We start from the raw sequence: 17,472 nt of genomic DNA, 5'->3' as shown, positions 1-17,472 counted from the left end.
AAGAATGCATCTGGCAGCACCGGTTCGAGTCGCTGGGCCAGGCCCGAGCGGTAATCAGCCGCTGGATCCGGTACTACAACGAAGAGCGGCCACATCAGTCTCTAGGCTATGTGGCACCCCGAGCACACCCGTCATTAGCGGCGTAGGGTGTGCAGAAACCAGGGGGTCATTACAGAGCGGTAATCAGCCGCTGGATCCGGTACTACAACGAAGAGCGGCCACATCAGTCTCTAGGCTATGTGGCACCCCGAGCACACCCGTCATTAGCGGCGTAGGGTGTGCAGAAACCAGGGGGTCATTACAGAGCGGTAATCAGCCGCTGGATCCGGTACTACAACGAAGAGCGGCCACATCAGTCTCTAGGCTATGTGGCACCCCGAGCACACCCGGCGTTAGCGGCGTAGGGTGTGCAGAAACCAGGGGGTCACTACAGCGTCATAGTCAATTTTTCTTATAGCATAAGATCTAATATTCACCCAATCGATCATGTTCCAGCCCTCTCTTTTTTACGCCTAAATCTGGTACACCTTAGGCGTCACCTAAATTTACTTGTTATAAGACTAGCCCGGCAAATACCAATCTACCATTTCTCGAATATATTCTGGAGCGTCTGACATATTTGATTTGAATGTTATTGTATCTTCGTTAATGTAGAGTATGTATTTTGATATTTCTGAAATATCTTCAGGTGGAAACCCATAACGCATTAGCAATGTATGTACTGTGTTGTTCGTACCGAACCGTAACAACTCTATCATCTTATCAGAGCGCTGGTCTGACGTTTGATCCTTATATACTTTAAATGAAGTTATGAAGCATTCAGTTAGAGAGAATGAAATAACTTGATCGAGATAATCATATGTGTCAAAAACTACTGCATCATAGCTAACATTTTTTGCTAGTGTATTCGCTTCAAAGATTGAATACGCTTGCCTCAATGTACTCTTTGGCAATTTAGAAGCTGGCTGTGAAAACGCAGCATATCCTTGCCGGCCCTCATCCTTTTTCGAAATATAACTATATCGAATACCAACAATTTCTCTAAAGGAACGCCCTTGAATTACTTGAAGAAAAATAGATATTGCCTGCCGAAATACTGCGAGCTCACCATCATATAAAAATCTATTGATTGAAGCTTCATATATATATCTAAAGTATCGCTTTAATGACTCTCTTTTGCGTTCATTTTTAGCCCCATAGAGATTATCTTTTATTGAGCCTTCGTTATAAATAATGCTTAATATTGCTTCACAGTATTGTAGAATTTCTGACTCGGCAAGACGTTCAACTTTGGATAGAGATGCTTGTTTATCATCATCAAAATTGCCTTCTTCTATTGAATTTATTAGTTCCAAAGTGTCGGGATCATCGATATCTTCTGGATTGTCGATAATTGATTGTTCATCTAATAGAAATTTCTCATTGACTCTTTGTGAGAGAAGCTGAGGATTTTTTGTGAAAACATAACCAAAGTCAAATTTAGGTTTTTTAGATAGCCGGCCAGCCCTTCCGATTAAGTTTTTAAATGACAATGATCTACTTTGTTCGCTATCACCAAGAATCCGCATGTTGTCAAGCCAAACAATATCAAACGGCATGTTAACACCTTGTGCAAGCGTGCTTGTCGCAAAGCAAATTTTTGCATGGCCTTTTCTTATTAAATCTTCGACTAGAAAGCGCACTTCTAATGGTACTGAACCATGATGAATCACAATTCCTTTGCGTAATAATGCGACCAATTCAGAGTTATGCTCATCGTTATCAGCGCCCAGCAGGTGTTCAATGGTATTGATTATCTCTTCAGCTTCAGGTGAATCAACATTCACATAACTATCAATATACTTTCTGAACGGTTCGATGTATTTACCGTTGTAGATTGATGCTTTTGATACATAAACAAGGACAGAGTGAGTTCCATCAAATGCAAAGTCACTGAACCTTTGTTCATGTTCTACACATTTCTTAATTTGGTGACCACGCTCAATGAATGGAGAAAAGTAATAATATTTTTTATTTTTATGCTGATATATGAAAATTTTTCCTACAGAACCATGGGTGTATGATCTTGAATATCCATCAACCTCAGGAACATTATGCTTTTTAAGTTGGGCTTCAGGGTTTTCTACAAATGGATGTGCAAAAATAAGTTTTGCTGCTTCAAAATGTGTCTTAACCCTTCGCACGAGAACATCGAAAATAACCCCTCTTTCACCTTCTTCAGAGACCTGAGCCTCGTCAAAGAAAAATGCTTTGATATTTAAATTTAGGTTCATCGAGAATAGATCTCTGCCCCGTTCAGGCGTAAGAATAAATATTCTTCGAGGATTCCTGGATTTGAATATGACATCTACAAAAGTGGATATCATCACATTTTTGTCACCATTGAACTTTTGCTTCATTGTGTGGACATACTCAGCAATCAAAGCTCTAGAAGGGACAATTACGACAACATCACCATCTTCTTCAGCAATAAAGTCTCTAATGGAATATGATTTCCCAGCACTTGTTGGTGCGGATATAGAAACTATTTTATTTTCATTAACAGCTCTTCTTACGCTAGCCTGAACAGGAGTTAGATACTCACCAAACTCTTCTTTGTGTTGTTTCCCAATCCCCGACAATAGGAATGAATACAAATTATTTGACTCAGGTAATTTATAAAAAAGTCCGAGAGAAGTGATGATTTTTTCTTCATTTTCCTGAAACGCATCGCTATGAAACTTTTTATAATAAGCTATCTTTTCTAATATCGCAGAGCTTACAGGGCCTTCTTTATGAAGAGTATCTAATAGTTCAGAAATGCCATTAATTGGCTCAGCATCTTCTGCAATTTCGGTTATGTTCATTTGCTTACCCCAACCAAATACACTGCTTTTATGCTATCTGAACTCAACTTCTCTTGCGCTGACTCAATAGCTTTTTTTAAAATCTTAAAGGGATCTTCCGTATTTATTGAAAATGAAGCAATAACACCATAACTATCATTGTTCAGGTTTTCAACGGATGTAGCTGAAACTAACTCTCTTAAGTGGACATAGTCTCTAAGGTGTTTTTCCTGCTCAATAAATTCTTTGGATTGATTTATTGCGTTTCCGTGAGGATTAATACTGCCTGAATACTTTGCTTCACCAAAATTTATAAATTCGCCGGAGCAAACTGTATGAAAGTCGAAGCCTTCATTTTGTTTTTTCTGAGGTTTCCATAATTCCGCTATGGGCAAAATAAAATGCTTGAATATTTTCTCAAGTGCTTTCGTTGATCCAATAGAAACCATGACTTCACCAAACTCACTGCCTACATCAGAAGTTATGGCGGTAGATTCAAATATCCTAACTAGAGCAGAGGCTGTTTCTTGAACCGTTCTGTCATATGCTCGTTGACTACCTACATCTAGACTTGTCATCCATGAAGTATCAAGCACATTTTTAGTTAACGCTTCTGATATTTTTGTTATATCATTTACTACTACATGGCATACCTTAATTTTTCCAATCGATGTAGCTGTTTCTACCTCAAAGTAGTCACATCCCCAATCTAAATCAGAATAATGACTTCCATACTCGGGTTTATCTATCATAAAGATTAACTTTCAATGTGATGTTTATTGACTCGGATGTTAAGGTTTTGTAGCTCATAAAAGATATTAGACGACACGCGCGTTCTGCAATTTTAACGAGCACGCGCGTTCAACATTCTTATACCGCCACACCAACCCATTGATTTTGATGTGCACTTTCGTCGACGTGGCTACATAACACCAACAAACGCACTGCTGCCTTTGCTGGCATGACCACTTCGGGTCGAAAGCGGCCACCTCACACCACTTCTCTGTATCTCATTCCGCATGCGCCCTCCCCCCCTACTACTCCCATCGCCAGCCTTCTCGGTACAAACACACCGACAAAATCAGCACAACCTACCGAAGACTACTGCGAAACAAGCCATGTCGCCAGTTTTCGCTCCCTTCCTTTTGTCTAAATACGACGACAAACTTCGATGTACTAAGAACGTTAAAATCTCGTTTGTTTACGGCAAATAGATGTGACACACAGTTATATCTCGTTTTACAGACTTAACTCCGTGAAAAAACCCGCAGACCATTACCTCCACAGGTAAGCAGTGGCTTACCCAATACGTCCGGTCTCGACATCAGTTCAAATGCTTCCTACCGCCACCTCTTCCCACCTTTTCCTGTCGCCCTTCCCTCTCGCTCTTCCCTCCCCTCCCGCACCCGCCGGGACACACCGAAGGGCCACCAAGCCAACTTTGGTCCGGGTGCTGCCTGGCTGGCGGAGGCTTTCTGCTGCTGATACTGTACATACGAACAGTATTTATCCGTTGCGGGAGGCACCATGCACCACATCAACCTTGTTACTCGTTTGGCTATACCGATGAGGGCGGAACCATGACGGTGCATCTCGAGGTGCTGGGTCGGGTGGATGAGCGGGCGCCGGGGGCTCCGCTGCCGTTGGCGGCTGGCGAGGTTCGCGCGGGTTTTCCATCGCCGGCGGATGACTATCTGGAAGGCCAGCTCGATCTAGTGGCGCACCTGGTGCCCCACCCCAGCTCGACCTTCTATCTGCGCGCCAAGGGCGAGTCGATGAAGGAACTGGGCATCTTCGACGGCGACCTGCTGATCGTCGACCGGTCGCTGGAGCCGCGCCAGGGCGCGGTGCTGATCGCCAGCGTGGACGGTGAGCTGACCTGCAAGCAGCTGGGCAAGCTGGGCGACCGGCCCTACCTGTTGGCGGCCAACGAGGCCTACCCGCCGATTGCCCTGAACGGCCACGACTGCGATGTATGGGGTGTGGTGACGCACAGCATCCATGCGCTGCCGCAAGGGACGTCCCGCCGTCATGCCGGCTCGGCCTACCAGGGCACGCCGTCATGATCGCGCTGGTCGACTGCAACAATTTCTACGTCAGCTGCGAGCGGGTGTTTGATCCGCGCCTGCGCGGCAAGCCGGTGGCGGTACTGTCGAACAATGATGGCTGTGTCATCGCTCGCAGTCAGGAAATCAAGGACCTCGGCGTACCCATGGGCATCCCCGCCTTTCAGATCGACCAGCGCCTGAAGCGCCAATGCGTCCTGCTGTCGAGCAACTACACCTTGTACGGGGACATGTCACGACGGGTTGTCGAGACCCTGAACACCTTCTGCCCCCAAGTGGAGGTGTACAGCATCGATGAGTCCTTCCTGGACTTCGAGGGCTTCGCCAGCGATCGCCTGATCAGCCACTGTGTTGAATTGCGACGCACGGTGCAGCGCCATACCGGGATTCCGGTGGGCGTGGGTCTTGCCAGCAGCCGCACCCTGGCCAAGATTGCCAACCATCGCGCCAAGAAGGACCCCAACGGCCATGGCGTATGCCTGATGGAAGCGGACAGCATAGACACCCAACGCTGGCTGGAGCACTTGCCGGTGGCCGAGGTGTGGGGCGTGGCCGGCCGCAGTGCCGCGCGCTTGGCAACGCTTGGCATCCACACGGCCTGGCAGTTGCGAGAAGCAGACCCGAAGCACGTGCGCCGCCACTTCAGCGTGGTCATGGAGCGCACCGTGCGCGAGCTACGAGGAGAGTCTTGCCTGGCCCCGGAAGACAGCGATGTCCCCAGGGAGCGCATCATGACCAGCCGTTCCTTCGGGCGCCCCACCGGGGACCTGGAGCAGCTGCGCCAGGCCGTGCGCGCCCACGCCACGCGCGGTGCTGAAAAGCTTCGCCGCCAGGGCAGCGTTGCCCGAGCGGTGCAGGTCTTTCTGCGTACCAATCGCCACCGCCCCGACCAACCCCAGCATCATCCGTCGCTGGTGGTGCCACTCCCTACCGCCAGCGACGACAGCCTGGCCATAGTGGCCACCGCGACCCAGGCGCTGGCACGCATGCATCGCCAGGGCCACCAGTACATGAAGGCGGGGGTGATGCTCCTCGACCTGCAGGACAAGGCCACCCTGCAGCATGACATCTTCGCCAGCGAAAGCGCCGATACCCAGCGCAATGAACGCCTGATGGATACTCTGGACGCGATCAACCGCAAGCACGGACGCGGCGCACTGAGCCTCGGCAAGGCCAGTGACAACGCCGCCTGGCAACTGAAGTGCGAACACCGCACACCCCGCTACACCACCCGCTGGGACGAGCTGCCGGTCGCCAGGCTATAGGCAGTCCCAGGGGCAGAACACAAGCGGGCCAGGCCTGTTATGGCCTGGCCCGAACGTACGGCGACAGCGATGTTAGCTTACGCCACCGGTGGAATCACCCGCTCCGCGATCAAGCGGTCGAACAGGTCGAGGAAGACCGCCCGGGTCTCGCGATGCTCGTGGAAGCCAAACTCGCGGCTCTTGTTGATATCGTTCACGCACTCCTGGGTGCGGCCAAGGTCGCCGTCGGTGTGCCACCAGGACGCCAGCTTGCTGACATCTTCCTGGACCAGGTCATGCCGCTTGGCAATGTCCTTCCAGGTGTCCTCGATACCGGCCATCTGCTCGGCCAGAGGCTGTGGGGTCTGGGGGCAATCGCCCACCTCGAGGCCGAAGTACTCGCCAATCTCCCGCCACATCCGGCGCCAGCGAAAGGTGTCACCGTTGACCGTGTTGAAGGCCTGGTTGGCCGCTCCCGGCGCCAGCGCGGCCCATTCCATCTGGCGGGCCAACAGCAGGGCATCGGTCAGGTCCGTCAGGTAGTTCCACTGCTGCTGTGACCCCGGGAAGATGAACGGCCGACCGGTGGCCCGGCAGATGGAGGCATATACCGCAAGCGTGGTGCCCATGTTCATGAGGTTGCCGGAGGCGTAGCCAATCACCGTATGGGGACGATGCACGTTCCAGCGGATGCCATAGCGTTCCGCCACCTCCAGCATGATGTCTTCCAGGGTGTAGTAGAAGTTGGGTCCCGGCACCCGCTCAGCGGACTCGCGAAACGGCGTCTCCACCTGGCCGCTACCATAGGCTTCGAAGGATCCCAGGTATTGCTTGGTACCCGTCACCAGAGACACGTGCTCGAGGCGCGCAGGGTCCAGCGCGGCGAACAGGTGATTCATCATGGCGCCATTGGCCTCGACGTTCTCCCGCTCCGTGCTGCGCTGTGTCCAGGTGCAGTAGAACACGTGGCTGATCGGCAGCCCTGCCAGGGCGTCGGCGGTGGCCTGCGGATCGAGCAGGTCAGCCGCGACCGGTATGACGCCGCTGGTGGTGGTGCCACTGCGCGACATGCCGTAGACGGTCCAGCCACTGGCGACGAGGTACTGGGCGAGGTTGCCACCGGTGATGCCGGTCGCACCGACAACAAGTGCGTTGCCTTTCTGCATGAAGATATCCCTAGACGGTAGCCGTCGTTGTGGATTGACGGTGTCCCATTGTGGACCTATAAACACTTGCGACAATCGCTATGATGGCAAAGGTTTATTGCATGAAAAGCAACATTGACCTGAACGCGCTGCGCACCTTTCGGCTGGTCGTGGATGCTGGTGGCTTCACCGCCGCGGCACACCGCAGCCATCGTGCGGTGTCATCCATTTCACGGCAGATTCAGACGCTGGAGCGCAGCCTGGGGCAAGCCCTGTTCCACCGTCACACCCGCGCGGTGGAGCTGACCGAGGCAGGCAAGCACTACATCGAGGCGATTCGTCCTGTGCTTGCCGACCTGGACGCCGCCACGGAGAACATCACCGCGGCCAAGGATGAACCGGCCGGCACCCTGACCATTAACGCCCCGGTCGCCTTTGGTGAGCGCCAGGTGGTGCCGTTGATTCGTGGCTTCTCCCGGCGCTACCCCAAGATCACGATAGAACTACGCCTGACCGACCAGTTCGTCGATCCGGTGCGCAGCGCAGCCGACGTGACCTTTCGCGTCGGCCCACTGACCGACTCCAACCTGGTTGCACGCACGCTGGCGCCCATGCGCTATATCGTCGCGGCGTCTCCTGACTATCTTGCGACAGCTGGCACCCCGACATCTCCGGCCGCCCTGCTCGACCACGACTGCCTGCGCTACCAGGGTGAGTACGGCCGCCAGCGCTGGTTCTGGCGCCAACCTGGCGCGGCGGACTTTCAGCGCCTGGACGTGGACGGCTCGCTGCACAGTGACGACGCGCCGAGCCTTCGCCACGCCGCGGTACTAGGCCAGGGCATCGTGCTGTTTCCCTCCTGGATGATCGCCAAGGAGCTGGATGAAGGCAGCCTGGTAGCGCTGCTTGACGAATGGCAGTGGGAGGTGGCCCCGGAAGAGCGGTCCATTCACCTGCTTTACGCCGCGTCTCGCCTGGGGCCGCGCAAGGTGGCGCTGTTCGTCGACTACGTCACGGAACAGGTCGGGGACCCGCCGTCATGGGACCGCCGCCCCCTGTCCCAGGAGCCGTAGGGCTCGTCTGAAAAGTGCCTGCGCTCGGTAATACAGCGTTAAAAATAGGATCAAAATGCTCATTTACACCCCGTAAACTGCGCTTTTTCACCGATTTTTGCCTTGTCTAACCTTCGCTCGCCGACTTTTCGGACATCGCCTAGCCATAGCACGGAATTGCGCATCTTCCGCGAGCAACGCTCGTTTGACGACAGTTAAAAGCCTTCATGGCCGCCATTCTTGCCTAAGATTTACCTGAACTAAGCGCCTGTCGAGCACAGTTTGACAGGCAGCCCCAGGAGCAGGCCGAGGAAGAGGCACCCCTATGAAGACACCCGTCGTAATGACAGCGCTGCTGCTCTCGGTTTCCCTGCCGACCATGGCCAAGGAAGTGACCGGGGGCGTGTACGTCGCCACCAACCAGCAGCAACAGAACTCGCTGGTGGCCTGGCGTCAGTTTGATGACGGCACCTTGGAAAAGATCGGCGAATACCCCACCGGTGGCGCTGGCAACGGCATGGATGGCGGCCTTGATCCGCTGGGATCGGCATATGGCGTCTGGCGCTCTGCCGACGACCGCAATGTGCTGGTGGCCAACATCGGCGATGGCACCCTGTCATCGCTGCACGTACAAGACGACCTGACCCTTACCCTCAACAACGTGGTTGAGGCTGGCGGGGCCAAGCCCAAGGCCATCGATGGTCATGCCGGGCTGGTGTACGTCGCCAGCACCAATGGGGCCAACGACGAGCCCGGCGTGATCAAGGGCTTCACCATCGATGGAAACGGCCAGCTGACGGAGCTGGCCAACTCACTGCGGGCACTGGACGACTCACCGGTCAGCATGGAGTTTACCGAGGACGGCAAGTACCTCACCGTGGTGGGCTTTCTTACCGGTATGGTGCACGTCTACGCGGTCGACGACGATGGCCTGCTGTCGCAGACGCCAGTCTCCAGCCTTCCGTCGCCGCACCTGTCGGAAGAACGCTTCTTCGCGCTGCCCATCGGCACCAAGCTGATCACTCGGCCTGATGGCCACAGTACCCTGCTGGTTACCGAGACCCGCTATATCACCCAGGGTTATCAGTTCCATCCATCCTCGGATGAAAGCAAGGCCAAGTACCCCTTCCTGCAGGAATACGAGGGCCAGACCGGCTCGATGTCATCCTACGACATCGACGCCGACGGCAAGCTCACCATGGTGTCGGCGGATGTGATGACGGGAACCGACATCTGGGGTGGCGAGCAGGCCGCCTGCTGGGTCACCACCTCGGCGGACGGACGCTACGCCTGGACCACCAACTCCCACACGTCCAGCCTGTCGACCTACAGCATCGACCCGGACGATGGCAGCATCGCCCTGCTTGAGGAAGCGGCCTATCGGGCCGAGGACTACAACGAGTACTTCGCCGACATGGACCTGAGCGCCGACGGCCACTATGTCAACGTCATCAGCGGTAACACCGGCAAGACCTGGGTGTTCGAGATCGACCACGACGATGGCAGCCTGTCGGTGGTCGACGCCTATCCGGGCAGTGCCGAGGTGCACTCCTACGGGCTGGTGACCATACCGGTACCGGGCGAAGAGACGCTGGCCAGCAAGGAGTAGATTGGCATAGAGGCCAACGGCCTGACGCCAGCGGGACGTGACGAACGACAGTATCGACACACTATCGGATAGGGTCGGATGGGGTCGGATGGGGTCGGATAGGGGGCCGTAGAGGTACGGCCCCTATCTGTACGCGTAGGCTGGCCAGGCGATGGGCGTCTTAAGCAGGATGCCAACAGCGTCAGCGGCGTTTATCCACTAACACTCACCCGCTCAGCCGCTAACACTCACCCACCAGCACTCATTCACTAAAAGTCCGCCGAGAAACCTCAGCCCTGGTCGTCGTCGCCGCGACTGGATACCGCCGGCCACAGATCCAGCAATCGATGCAGCACGGCCATGGCCACCAAGGTCGCCATCAGGGCGACGCACATCGAGCTGAACCGGTACAGCGCATCCACCACCAGGTCCTGGTTGGGGCGAAGATACTGGCCAAACAGGATGCCCAGCGTCGTCAGCCCGCCAAAGCCGATACCCGACCCGGCCTTTTCGATAACGTGCTCGCGAGCAAACAGCAGCAGGCCAATGCCGTAGGCCAGCAGCACCAGCGGCAGGTGACTGCTCTTGGTGAACAGAATCAACTGCAGCAACAGCGCCAGGTTACAGCCCAGCAAGGTCCCGATGGCCCGACGATGAGCAGACGCCTTGGCGCCGTGATAGCCAAGGGCGAACAGAATCAGGATGGTCGCCATCTGCGCCGACAGGGAATCACGCAGATCGAGCAGCTGAAACACCAGAAACGACAGTGTCGCGGTAATCGCGCCAATCAATGCCTGATGACGCTGCAGCGACACGCTCTTGAGCTGGGGCGGAGGCGGCTGGCGCGGGTCAACGTCAGGAAAGACGCTATGCATCAGCGCCGCGATCGCCACCGCCAACAGGCTGGCTACGGTATTGCTGGTCAGCAGGTCAAACAGGTCGAGATCGGGATAGCTGGAAAAATGCAGCATGATGCTGAGGGTCAGTACCCCATTGGCACCAAACACGAACAGCGGCCCGCGCGCCATCAAGGTGAAGCGCCCCAGAAACATCAGGAACACCAGGCCGGTCATCACCACGGGAAGGTGCTGGGTCAGGCCCACCACCAGGCTGATCTCCACCACGTTAAGACAGGCATTGCCCAGGAACTGACGCACCACATGGGCATTGAACACGGGGATGATGCCCAGCAGAAACATCGGAAACACGGTGAAGAAGACGCCGTAGTTCCAATGCATCAACTGGCTGACCAGAAAACCGATCCAAGCGCCTACCGCGATGCGCAGGCACTGGCGCAAGTCGTTGCGGCTGAGTTTCGACGGCCGCGGTGCGGGCTTGCCGCTCGGCACGGGCGTATTAGACGACCGTGCGCTGTCAGAGGATCGAGAGCGATCAATAGACATAGTGAAGCCAGGACATCAGCCGCACTTGCAAGGCCCCCAGCGGATGCGCGATGGGATGGTCACCGGGAAACAGCTGCACGGTGGCACGAGCCCCTGTCGGCAGCCGTTGAGGCACGTCATCGGTCAGTGTCAGATGCAGGCGCAGACGCTGCGCATCGCGCAGCCAACGGTCGGTGGTCGGTATGTCCGCCAGGTTGCCATCGGCGCTGACCTGGCCATCGCGGACACCGGCATCACGCTGTTCGACCCGGGCGCTGAACACCTGGCCGGGCAGGCCATCAAACACGATCCTGGCATCATCACCGGCCGCGACCTTGCGCAGACTCTTTTCGCGAAAGTCAGCGATCACGTCCAGCTCGTCAGAAATCAGCGCCACCAGCGGCTGCCCCTGGGTGGCGTAGTCGCCCACTTCCAGCTGCAGGTTACTGATAATGCCGGAATGCTGGGCGCGCACCACGGTGTGCTCCAGGTCCAGACGGGCCTGTTCCACCGCGTTACGGGCCTGCCGCAGGCGCAGGTTGGCGTCGCCTTCAGCCCCCAGCTCCACCTCCAGGCGCGCCACTTCCGCTTCGGCTGCCTTGACCTCTGCCTGCGCCTGGCGATCGGTGGCCACCAGACCATCCAGCCGCTGCCGCGAGATACTGCCCTGGCCAATCAAACGCTCACCGCGGCTGCGCTCCTGGCGGCTCTCCTGTGCTCGCGCCCTGGCGGCATCCAAGGTCGCTCTGGCGGAGGCGATGCTCGCGCCCAGGGTGTCGTTTTCCTGGCGCGCGGCCTCCCGCTCTAGCTGCGCCTGCTCCAGCGCCAGCTCGAACGGCGCGGGGTCCAGACGAAACAGCACATCGCCAGCCTCGACGTGGACATTGTTGGACACGTCGACACGGGCCACCGGGCCACTGACTTCCGGCGCAATACGCACGACCGGACGCATGACTCGCGCTTCCGGGGTCATCGGCATGTAGGTATCGGCCACCACAAAATAGCCAAACATCAGGACAAACAGGCCCAAGGCCAGGCGCACTAGCCACTTGAAGCGCTGATCGGGGGTCATGGGGTTCCTCTTGCTCGAAATCGCTCACTTCGCCGTCATCCTTCCCTGGGGGGCGGCGGTGATGCGCCATGCACAGGTCAACGTGCCCAATGCTTCGCTTGATGAGCGCCCAGGGCGGCCGCGAAGACTAGCATTTAATTAGCATGGTAACAATAACAGGCACATTTGCCCCGCCATCTTTCCCCCGCCATTTTTCCCCGACACCTTCCCCCTTCGCTGCCTTTCCTCTTCGCTGCCTTCCCCACGGATTTATCGACGCATCGGCTGCTGGCGGTCACCGCGTCGACGATCTTCCCATCGGTGAACCTTTGCTGATTCGAGCAGTCGTAGCGCTGGATGCTCGGGTCTTCCCTGGCCCGTACCGCGCACTTCACAGCAGCCACCTGCTGACACGGCATTTGCTCACCACAAGGATGATGGACATGCAGCGACGTGATTTTCTGAAAGCCGCCACCGCGCTAAGCGCCTATGCCCTGCCGATTTCCCCCCTGCTCGCGGCGATGGACCAGCGCCTGAACACCACCGGCGACACGGTGGCCTTTGACTACGCCTGGCTCAAGGGCTTCGCTCGGCACCTGTCACAGCAGCCCCACGACGATCACGAGGGCGAACTGCCTGAACAGCTGAAGTCGCTGTCCTGGGACGATTACCAGTCCATCGGCTATCGCGCCGACCACGCCCTGTGGAAGGACAGCAATGGCCCCTACACGGGACAGCTGTTTCATCTGGGCAGGGGCTTTACCACGCCGGTGAGGATCTACCAGGTCAGCGAGGGGCAGGCCCAGGAGCTGGCCTACGACCCCGAGCTGTTCCGCTTTGGCGGTGAAGACGACAGCCCCGTCGTCGATACCAATGCGCTGTCGCCGCAGCTCGGGTTTGCGGGATTCCGCCTGCACCATCATCAGGACCCGGAGCGCGATATTGCCTCGTTCCTTGGCGCCAGCTATTTCCGCGCGGTCAGCCAGAGCATGCAATACGGCTTGTCGGCCCGCGGCCTGGCCATCGATACCGCCCGCGATACGCCGGAGGAGTTCCCGGACTTCACCCGCTTCTGGCTGGAACAGCCAGACGGCGACAATAGCGTGATCGTCTATGCGTTGCTCGAGTCGGAAAGCACCACCGGGGCCTACCGCTTCGACATCCGCCGCAATGTTGAAGGTGTGGTGATGGATGTTGCCGCCACGCTGTATCCACGCAAGGCCATCGAACGACTGGGCATCGCACCACTGACCAGCATGTACCTGGTCGGCGAGAACGACCGCGACGTCAACTACGACTGGCGCCCCGAGATCCATGATTCCGACGGCTTGAGCATTCACACCGGCGACGGCGAATGGCTGTGGCGTCCCCTGGTCAACCCTTCCAGCCTGCGCTACAACGCCTACGCCGCCACCGATGTTCAGGGCTTTGGCCTCGCCCAGCGCGATCACGACTTCGACCACTATCAGGATGACGGCGTCTACTACGATCGCCGTCCCAGCGTCTGGGTCGAGCCCACCGAAGGCTGGGGGGAAGGCAGCATCGACCTGGTGGAGTTGCCGGCCAAGGACGAAACCTTCGACAACATCGTGGCCTACTGGCGCCCACAGACACCGGTGGAGCCGGGCCAGGAGCTACGCTACTCCTACCGCCTCAGCTGGTATGACCTGCCCGCCCGCCAGCCCAGCCTGGCCCGCTGCGTCGCCACCCGTACAGGGCTTGGGGGCGTCGTCGGCCAGCTGCGCGAGTACTTCAGCTGGCGGTTTGCCGTCGACTTCCGTGGCGGGCCTTTCCCCTTCGACGACGACCAGGAGGTGGACGTGGAGGCCGTGATCGAGGCCAGCGCCGGCGAGATCGAAATCACCTCGGCCCGCCCGCTGGCTGCGATCCAAGGCTACCGCGCCATGTTCGACGTCGTACCACCGGACGACGGCAGCGAGCCGATCAACCTGCGCCTGTACCTGCGTGACAAGGACGGCAATCCCCTGACCGAGACCTGGATCTATCAGTGGACACCGCCCCCCGCGGATCAGCGTGAACTGCACAACGCCGATCACCTCAAGGGCTGATGGCACCTCTCCCCCCGAATTGACCGCGTGGCGCCGCTTCCGGCATGATTCCTTGTGGCTGAAGACCTTCAGCCTCTAAATAAAAGCCCTTAAAAATCAAGGTGCGTTATCTTCCCGTCCGAATCATCTCGATGATTCGGCTCGGGATGAGGCGCCCTGCTTCGCTGAACACGACTCCAAGGAAGTGTCATGACACGCCATCTCGCGTCACGCCGGTCCTCGCCCCTCGCCCTCACTACCCTCACCGCTGCCATCGCTGCGGGTTCTGTGCTAGCCACTCCTGTCGCCCTGGCGGACGACTTCGCCGACATGGACCCGATTACTCTGCGCCTGGCCCACGTAGTCAACGAGCAGGATGGCTTTCACCTTGCCGCCACCAAGTTCGAGGAACTGGTAGAAGCCGGTACCGATGACAAGGTCGATGTAGAGATCTTTCCCAACGCCACCCTGGGTGATGAGCGCACGCTGCTGGAAGGCATGCAGATCGGCACCGTCGACATGGGCGTGATCACCAATGGTCCGGTCGCCAACTTTGTCGAGCCCATGGCGGTGTTTGAACTGCCGTTCCTGTTCGCGTCACCGGAAGAGGCCTATTCGGTGCTGGACGGACCGATCGGCAAGGAGCTGCTCGACAAGCTGGCAGACGTCAATCTCAAGGGCCTGGCCTACGCTGAGCGTGGTTTCCGCAACCTGACCAACTCCGAGCGTCCGGTGAAGACCCCGGACGACATCGAAGGCCTGCGCATCCGTGTGATGGAAAACCCGGTCTACGTCGACACCTTCCGCGAGCTGGGTGCCAACGCCGTGCCCATGGCCTGGACCGAAGCCCTGACGGCCATGCAGCAAGGCACCATCGACGGCCAGGAAAACCCGATCAACGTGGTCCACTCGTTCAAGCTCAACGAGACCCAGGACTACATGACGCTGTCACGCCACACCTATGCACCCGCCATCTTCGTGATGGGCATGCCCAGCTGGCAGAAGCTGCCCGAGGCCGCCCAGGAAGTGGTCGCATCGGCCGCGCAGCAGGCAGCAGAATACGAGCGCGAACAGAACGCGGCCATGGCGGAACAGCAGTTGGCCGAGCTGCGCGAGGCAGGCATGACCATCGAGGAATCGCCGGATATCGCCGCCTTCCTGCAGGCGGTAACGCCAGTCTACGAGACCTACGGCGACCAGTTCGGTGACTACCTGCCGCGCATTCAGGAAGCGCTGGGGCAGTCTGCACAGGCGCAACAGGAGTCAAACTAAGTGCTGTCCCTGCTCGAACGTCTTGAGCAGGGACTCGACGCCGTCACGCGCCCCGTGGTGTTTATCGCCATGGCGGCGCTAATTGGCGTCATTTCCCTGCAGATCGTCTCACGGGTGGCCTTCACCGCCGTCGGCTGGACCGAAGAGGTCGCCCGCTTCCTGCTGGTCTGGATCACCTTCCTGGCCGCCACCCTGGCCTATCGCTCCGGCCGCCACATCGCCGTCACTTTCGTTGTGGATGCCCTGCCCGGCGTCAGCGGCAAGGCAGCTCGCCTGTGCGCGCACCTGTGCGTCCTGGTGTTCCTGGTGGCGCTGGCCATCATCGGCTGGAACTACATGCAGCTACAGAGCTTTCAGAAGTCAGCCTCACTGCGCCTGTCGATGACCTGGGTGTATGCGGTGATGCCGCTGACGGCGGTGCTGATGGCGTGGACCACCCTGGTCGCGATACTCAACGAGATCGCCGGACGGACGACCGCCCACCATGGGGGTGACGCCTGATGCTGCTATTGCTCATTGCCTTCTTTGTGCTGATGCTGCTGGGCGTGCCCATCGCCTTCACCATCGGTGCCAGCACCCTGGCCACGCTGGTCATGCAGGGCACGCCGCTGGCCGTCGTGCCGCAACAGATGTTCCAGGGCATCAATACCTTTGCGCTGGTGGCGGTGCCGATGTTCATCCTGACCGGTGACCTAATGGCACAGGGCGCGGTCAGTCGCAAGCTGGTGGACTTCGCCGACAGCCTGTTCGGCTTCCTCAAGGGCGGTTTGTCCCTGGTCTCGGTACTCGCCGGCATGTTCTTCGCCGCCATCTCTGGCTCAGGTGCTGCCACCACCGCAGCGGTGGGATCCAGCCTGGTGCCCGAGCTCAAGCGCAAGGGCTACGATCCGGCCTCTGCGGCCAGTCTGATCGCGGCCAGCGGCACCATCGGGGTGGTCATCCCGCCATCGGTGCCGATGATCATCTATGCGGTGATCGCCCAGGAGTCGGTGTCCGATCTGTTTCTGGCGGGCTTCCTGCCAGGACTGGCGATGGGACTCGGACTCGGCGGGATTGCTCTGGTCCAGGCCCATCGACGTCAGTATCCCCACGGCAGTCCGCTGTCACTGGCGACCATTGCACGCACCTTGCGCGCCGCCAGCTGGGGACTGATGACACCCGTCATCATCCTGGGTGGCATCTTCTCGGGCATCTTCACTCCCAGCGAGGCGGCGGTCGTCGCGGTGGTCTACGCGCTGCTGGTGTCGCTGTTCGTCTATCGCGACCTCAGTCTCAAGGACGTCTACCGCGTGATGATCCAGTCGGCCATCACCACCTCGGTGATCATGCTGGTCATCGCCACCTCGGCGGTGCTCAGCTGGACACTGTCGAGTGCGCAGATTCCGGCCCAGATCGCGTCATCGGTGCTGTCGCTGTCGACCAATCCCTACATCGTGCTGCTGCTGGTCGTGGCGGTCATCCTGCTGACGGGGGTGTTTATCGAGACCGCCAGCGCCTTGATCATCCTGACACCGGTACTGCTGCCGTTGGTCACACAACTCGGCATCGACCCGGTGCACTTCGGCCTGATCATCGTGGTGGGGCTGGCCATTGGCATGATCACCCCCCCGGTGGCGATCAATCTGTATGTCGCATCGTCGGTGACGCAGCTACCGCTTGAGCGCATCACTCGGTCGATTCTGCCCTATCTGCTGGGGTTGATCGGCGTGCTGCTGCTGGTGGTCTATGTACCGCTGCTGATCTAGCCCTCAGCAGGTATACTGATGCATCACGAGCCGTCCCAAGGCCTCGTCGCCTCT

General features: G+C 57.6%; 16 protein-coding genes. 11 read left to right on the top strand and 5 right to left on the bottom strand.

The features are described from left to right. Nucleotides 1-8: 8 nt before the first annotated feature. Genes KUV45_RS20465 through KUV45_RS12230 form a run of 3 tightly spaced genes read left to right on the top strand, consistent with a single transcriptional unit; the run spans nucleotide 9 to nucleotide 404 of the window. Nucleotides 9-146 carry an integrase core domain-containing protein gene (locus tag KUV45_RS20465; protein WP_374107031.1) on the top strand — a complete coding sequence of 46 codons (138 nt, stop codon included), beginning with the start codon at nucleotides 9-11 and terminating at the stop codon, nucleotides 144-146. 3 nt (nucleotides 147-149) lie between these two features. After that, entirely contained in the window at nucleotides 150-275 is a 126-nt protein-coding gene (locus KUV45_RS12235; protein ID WP_222163219.1) for an integrase core domain-containing protein, read from the top strand. Between the two features lie 3 nt (nucleotides 276-278). Then, nucleotides 279-404, top strand: a complete 126-nt coding sequence (locus tag KUV45_RS12230) for an integrase core domain-containing protein (RefSeq protein ID WP_222163218.1) — start codon at nucleotides 279-281, stop codon at nucleotides 402-404. Between the two features lie 156 nt (nucleotides 405-560). On the opposite strand, the gene KUV45_RS12225 is transcribed toward KUV45_RS12230, so the two are convergent. Both KUV45_RS12225 and KUV45_RS12220 read right to left on the bottom strand, forming a co-directional pair. After that, nucleotides 561-2,846 (bottom strand): DEAD/DEAH box helicase, encoded by a 2,286-nt coding sequence (locus KUV45_RS12225; protein ID WP_222163217.1) that lies wholly within the window; start codon nucleotides 2,844-2,846, stop codon nucleotides 561-563. Then, nucleotides 2,843-3,577: a hypothetical protein gene (locus KUV45_RS12220; RefSeq protein ID WP_222163216.1), complete on the bottom strand. Its 735-nt coding sequence runs from the start codon at nucleotides 3,575-3,577 to the stop codon at nucleotides 2,843-2,845. Before KUV45_RS12220 ends, KUV45_RS12225 begins: the two co-directional genes overlap by 4 nt. An 828-nt stretch (nucleotides 3,578-4,405) precedes the next feature. On the opposite strand from KUV45_RS12220, the gene KUV45_RS12215 reads away from it, so the two are divergent. Together KUV45_RS12215 and KUV45_RS12210 are read left to right on the top strand one after the other, a co-directional pair. After that, nucleotides 4,406-4,891: a LexA family transcriptional regulator gene (locus tag KUV45_RS12215; RefSeq protein WP_222163215.1), complete on the top strand. Its 486-nt coding sequence runs from the start codon at nucleotides 4,406-4,408 to the stop codon at nucleotides 4,889-4,891. Beyond that, complete coding sequence (locus tag KUV45_RS12210; protein ID WP_222163214.1) at nucleotides 4,888-6,156, top strand: Y-family DNA polymerase; 1,269 nt, start codon at nucleotides 4,888-4,890, stop codon at nucleotides 6,154-6,156. The genes KUV45_RS12215 and KUV45_RS12210 overlap by 4 nt, the downstream gene beginning before the upstream one ends. A gap of 77 nt (nucleotides 6,157-6,233) precedes the next feature. On the opposite strand, the gene KUV45_RS12205 is transcribed toward KUV45_RS12210, so the two are convergent. Continuing rightward, nucleotides 6,234-7,301: an SDR family oxidoreductase gene (locus KUV45_RS12205; protein WP_222163213.1), complete on the bottom strand. Its 1,068-nt coding sequence runs from the start codon at nucleotides 7,299-7,301 to the stop codon at nucleotides 6,234-6,236. A gap of 101 nt (nucleotides 7,302-7,402) precedes the next feature. Between KUV45_RS12205 and KUV45_RS12200 the strand changes: the two genes are divergently transcribed. Further along, nucleotides 7,403-8,353 carry a LysR family transcriptional regulator gene (locus tag KUV45_RS12200; RefSeq protein ID WP_224852011.1) on the top strand — a complete coding sequence of 317 codons (951 nt, stop codon included), beginning with the start codon at nucleotides 7,403-7,405 and terminating at the stop codon, nucleotides 8,351-8,353. A 304-nt stretch (nucleotides 8,354-8,657) separates the two neighbouring features. Beyond that, nucleotides 8,658-9,941, top strand: coding sequence for a beta-propeller fold lactonase family protein (locus KUV45_RS12195; protein ID WP_222163212.1), 1,284 nt, complete (start codon nucleotides 8,658-8,660; stop codon nucleotides 9,939-9,941). Nucleotides 9,942-10,210: 269 nt separating this feature from the next. Here KUV45_RS12195 and KUV45_RS12190 read toward each other — a convergent pair whose 3' ends face one another. Together KUV45_RS12190 and KUV45_RS12185 are read right to left on the bottom strand one after the other, a co-directional pair. Beyond that, on the bottom strand, nucleotides 10,211-11,323 hold the full coding sequence (locus KUV45_RS12190; RefSeq protein ID WP_222163211.1) for a DUF2955 domain-containing protein: 1,113 nt from the start codon (nucleotides 11,321-11,323) through the stop codon (nucleotides 10,211-10,213). Beyond that, nucleotides 11,313-12,374, bottom strand: a complete 1,062-nt coding sequence (locus KUV45_RS12185) for an HlyD family secretion protein (RefSeq protein ID WP_206938389.1) — start codon at nucleotides 12,372-12,374, stop codon at nucleotides 11,313-11,315. The genes KUV45_RS12190 and KUV45_RS12185 overlap by 11 nt, the downstream gene beginning before the upstream one ends. A gap of 422 nt (nucleotides 12,375-12,796) precedes the next feature. On the opposite strand from KUV45_RS12185, the gene KUV45_RS12180 reads away from it, so the two are divergent. The 4 genes from KUV45_RS12180 (at nucleotide 12,797) to KUV45_RS12165 (ending at nucleotide 17,418) form a co-directional block, all read left to right on the top strand. Further along, the gene (locus KUV45_RS12180; protein ID WP_222163210.1) at nucleotides 12,797-14,422 is read left to right on the top strand and encodes a glucan biosynthesis protein; all 1,626 of its coding nucleotides are present in this window, start codon (nucleotides 12,797-12,799) and stop codon (nucleotides 14,420-14,422) included. A gap of 189 nt (nucleotides 14,423-14,611) precedes the next feature. Beyond that, the gene (locus tag KUV45_RS12175; protein ID WP_222163209.1) at nucleotides 14,612-15,673 is read left to right on the top strand and encodes a TRAP transporter substrate-binding protein; all 1,062 of its coding nucleotides are present in this window, start codon (nucleotides 14,612-14,614) and stop codon (nucleotides 15,671-15,673) included. 9 nt (nucleotides 15,674-15,682) lie between these two features. After that, nucleotides 15,683-16,174, top strand: a complete 492-nt coding sequence (locus KUV45_RS12170; protein ID WP_224852048.1) for a TRAP transporter small permease — start codon at nucleotides 15,683-15,685, stop codon at nucleotides 16,172-16,174. Beyond that, nucleotides 16,171-17,418, top strand: a complete 1,248-nt coding sequence (locus KUV45_RS12165) for a TRAP transporter large permease (protein WP_222163259.1) — start codon at nucleotides 16,171-16,173, stop codon at nucleotides 17,416-17,418. Before KUV45_RS12170 ends, KUV45_RS12165 begins: the two co-directional genes overlap by 4 nt. The last annotated feature ends 54 nt before the right edge of the window (nucleotides 17,419-17,472 follow it).

Origin of the sequence: Halomonas sp. DP3Y7-2 (genome assembly GCF_019800795.1) — a bacterium.
Classification (GTDB): Bacteria; Pseudomonadota; Gammaproteobacteria; order Pseudomonadales; family Halomonadaceae; genus Halomonas; species Halomonas litopenaei_A.
This window is presented reverse-complemented; position numbering and strand designations above follow the sequence as displayed.

What these genes read in the sequence shown, in the direction of transcription:
- KUV45_RS12225 (WP_222163217.1), bottom strand. Translation starts at nt 2,846, where the DNA reads ATGAACATAACCGAAATTGCAGAAGATGCTGAGCCAATTAATGGCATT.
- KUV45_RS12215 (WP_222163215.1), top strand. Translation starts at nt 4,406, where the DNA reads ATGACGGTGCATCTCGAGGTGCTGGGTCGGGTGGATGAGCGGGCGCCG.
- KUV45_RS12195 (WP_222163212.1), top strand. Translation starts at nt 8,658, where the DNA reads ATGAAGACACCCGTCGTAATGACAGCGCTGCTGCTCTCGGTTTCCCTG.
- KUV45_RS12205 (WP_222163213.1), bottom strand. Translation starts at nt 7,301, where the DNA reads ATGCAGAAAGGCAACGCACTTGTTGTCGGTGCGACCGGCATCACCGGT.
- KUV45_RS12180 (WP_222163210.1), top strand. Translation starts at nt 12,797, where the DNA reads ATGCAGCGACGTGATTTTCTGAAAGCCGCCACCGCGCTAAGCGCCTAT.
- KUV45_RS12220 (WP_222163216.1), bottom strand. Translation starts at nt 3,577, where the DNA reads ATGATAGATAAACCCGAGTATGGAAGTCATTATTCTGATTTAGATTGG.
- KUV45_RS12200 (WP_224852011.1), top strand. Translation starts at nt 7,403, where the DNA reads ATGAAAAGCAACATTGACCTGAACGCGCTGCGCACCTTTCGGCTGGTC.
- KUV45_RS12185 (WP_206938389.1), bottom strand. Translation starts at nt 12,374, where the DNA reads ATGACCCCCGATCAGCGCTTCAAGTGGCTAGTGCGCCTGGCCTTGGGC.
- KUV45_RS12175 (WP_222163209.1), top strand. Translation starts at nt 14,612, where the DNA reads ATGACACGCCATCTCGCGTCACGCCGGTCCTCGCCCCTCGCCCTCACT.
- KUV45_RS12190 (WP_222163211.1), bottom strand. Translation starts at nt 11,323, where the DNA reads ATGTCTATTGATCGCTCTCGATCCTCTGACAGCGCACGGTCGTCTAAT.
- KUV45_RS12210 (WP_222163214.1), top strand. Translation starts at nt 4,888, where the DNA reads ATGATCGCGCTGGTCGACTGCAACAATTTCTACGTCAGCTGCGAGCGG.